The sequence below is a fragment of the Delftia sp. DT-2 genome (assembly GCF_028401915.1).
GTDB classification, from domain to species: Bacteria; Pseudomonadota; Gammaproteobacteria; order Burkholderiales; family Burkholderiaceae_C; genus Comamonas; species Comamonas tsuruhatensis.
Genome location: NZ_JAQOTI010000046.1, coordinates 1 through 3008, shown reverse-complemented (window position 1 = coordinate 3008; position 3008 = coordinate 1). Strand labels below are relative to the sequence as shown.

Annotated in this window: 1 protein-coding gene; it reads right to left on the bottom strand. The window is 68.5% G+C overall.

What is annotated here, in order from left to right:
* Positions 1–3008: RHS repeat-associated core domain-containing protein (locus tag PO605_RS30655; RefSeq protein ID WP_272207335.1), on the bottom strand; the 3008-nt coding region annotated here is incomplete at both ends.

The window sequence follows — 3008 nt, the reverse complement described above, 5'->3', positions numbered from 1 at the left end:
GCATCGAACGGCCGGTTGTCCTTGTCCCGGTGGCTGAAGGTGTCCAGGTAGGAGTGCAGGAATTCGCCCAGGAACTGGTATTCGGCACAGGGCTGGGCCGGGTTGCCCAGCCGGCTGGCGTTGAGCAGGTTGTTCAGTTGCGGGCTCAGGTTGCCCACCACGCTGTTGACGTTGTCGTTGGCGTACTGGGGCAGCGTGGTGCCCTTGTCGTCGGACAGCGTGAAGTGGTACCACAGCAGTTGCCGGTGGTTCTTGAAGATCGAGCCCACCGTGGTGAGGGTGTTGGCATCGTCCAGCGGCTTGGTGATGGGGTTGTCATCCACGTACTGCGAAGCCAGCGCCGTGACGCGCGCAGGTTCGTAGTCCAGGCCGGCGGCCAGGGCCAGGAAGAAGACCATGTAGTAGTGCATGTCCTCTTGGTATAGCCCGGTGGGGTCGATGCGGTTGAGCGGGTCGCCGCCGGCATACAGGTAGGCATTGGGTCCGTCCGGGTAGCCCAGCGGGTCCGGCTGCAGGTAGCGGCCGCTGGCCGGGTCGTAGCTGCGGTGCCAGTTGTCGTGCAGTCCGCTTTCCTCGTCGAAGTACTGGCCCGGCAGGCGCAGGTTGAGCACGGCCTGCTGCCGGGGCAGGCTTGTGTGGCCGGCCTGATGCATGGCCGGCGCTCCCCAGGGGGTTTGGCGGGCACGCCAGACCACGCGCTGGCCTGCGTCCGTCATGGCCTGCGGACTGCCCCGGTGGTCGTTGTGGATGTGCAGCATGCGCGCCTTGCCGCTGGCGTTGTCCCGGTTGTGCGCGGATTCCAGCTTGGCGATGGGCAGGGTGCGAGTCCCCTCGTTCAGGTACAGGTACTGGCTGGTGATGCGGCCTTCGCCATCCATTTCCGCGACGAGCCGGTTGTCCTGCCACAGGTAGTGGCTGTGCGTTTGCCTGTCGCCTTGGTGCACGGTCTTGCCCACGCGCTGGCCCAGGCTGTTGTAGCGGTAGCTGGCGATGGGCCGGTCCTGGTGGTCGCTGATGCCCTGGAGCTGTCCTGCCTCGGTGTAGGTGTAGCGGTGCAGCGCATCCTGGACGGTGCGGCCCTGGCTGTCGCGCTGCACGGGCGCTGGTGCTGACGGTGCGTTGTCCTGCACCAGCCTGCCGAAGCCCTGGTAGCGGTAGTCGGTCTTGTGCAGGCCCGCTGGTGGCCCCTCCTGCTCGATGGCGCGGATGCGCGGGCCCACGCCGTAGCGGTAGCGCTGGCTGAGGATGGGTGCGCTGCCTTGCGATGTGCCTTGTGATGTGCCTTGTGATGTGCCTTGTGATGTGCCTTGCCCGGTGGTCTGCTGCGTGAGGCGCCCGGCAATGTCGTATTGGCGCGAGGTGACCAGGCCATTGCCTGCCGTGTAGTGCTGCAGGCCGTTGAAGGCGTCCGTTTGGATGTCGCCGACCACCGTCTGCGCGGGCAGCAGGCGTTCGAGCAAGCCTGTGGCGCCGGCGCCCAGCCAGTGGTCGCTGGCCTGCAGCAGGCCGGCCACCCAAGCGCTTTGCAGTTGCAGCCCTTGCACGCTGGCGCCGTCGCTGGCGGGGCTGCGCCGGGTGACGAGCACGCGGCCATCGGCCAGGGTGCGGCTGTGGACCCGGCCGTCCGGGCCATAGCGCGTGGCGGTGCGGTAGGTATGCTCGGCCTGGCCGTCGGGCGTGGCCAGCGCAATGGTGCGTGCCAAGGGGCGGCCCAGGGCGTCGTATTCGATGGACTCGCGCTGCCAGTTGCTGTCGATGGTCTGCAGCAGCCGGCCCTGGTAGTGCAGCCGGGTTTGCGAGGAAGAGCGACGATCTGCGCCGGGCGCCGCTTCGTAGCGCTTGGCCAGCAGACGCCCGCTGGGGGCGTACTGGTAGTGGGTGCTGCTGCCGTCGGCGCGGGTGTGCACCTGCAATTGATCGGCTTCGTTGTAGCGCGCGCTTTGGCGGCCATGATCGGCAAGCTGGAGCCAGACGGTGCGGCCGAAGTCGTCGCGCAGGGCCTGGCGGCGTTCGGCGGGTTGGGTGCTCCGGGATTTGCTGGTGATCTGCTCCATCGCCGCGCTGGCCGGGCCTTGCAATGCCAGCCGCACCGCCCCATCAGGCGTTTGCGACAGGCTGGCATGGAGACTGCCGTTGTCCAGCCAGCGCGTGCGGGTGTCGTCGCCATCGGTGTGCTGGAGCAGCTCGCCCGCGTCGCCGTAGGTGTAGCTGTCCAGGCGCCCATCGGGCAGCAGGCGGTGGCTCAGGCGCCCTTGCGCATTCCAGCCGTAGTAGGCCGCACGTTCGGGGAGGTCCTGGCCTTCGCGGTACAGGCCCAGCCGCGTGATGCGGCCTTCGCTGTCGCGTTCGATCTGGCTGCGGTTGCCCTGGCTGTCGAGCCTTGCCTGGGTGCTGCCGTCATGGCTCCAGGTGGTGCTGCGCCCTGCCGTGTCGATGCCCTGGCTGGGGCGGCCCAGGGCGTCGTGGAGGATACGCTGCGGGTTTAGGCTCAGCCGGCTGCTGCCCTGGGGCTGGCCATCAGCATCGAGCAGCCAGCCGCTGGTGGTGATTTCTTCGGCCTGCAGGGCGTTGGCGGACAGGGCGCTGTAGCGCATCTGGCGCTGAAGGCGCCGCACGCCGTCGTCTTCGGTGCGGGTCGTGATGCGCCCGGCCTGGTCATGCTCCAGCGCCACGGTCGTGCCATCGGGCTGCAGCACGCGCGTGACGTGGCTGCCGCTGCGATCCCAGCGCAGCCGCGTGAGATCGTTCTGCGCCGGGCTTCCGTCGTCATAGCCTGCCAGCGAGGTGGGCAGCGGCCCATCGATGTCCACCAGCACGCTGCGGCCGTTGATCTCGGTGTAGCGGTAGCGCGTGCTGCGTTCGATGGGCGTGGCGCCGTCCGCATTGCCTGCGGGCTGGCCCTGGGCGTTCAGCGGACTGAAGCCCGTCTCCGTGATCTGCAGCGGCTGGCGGCTGCTGTTGTAGCGGATGCGGATCTGGTGTTCGCGCCCGGGCACGACGCTGGGCCG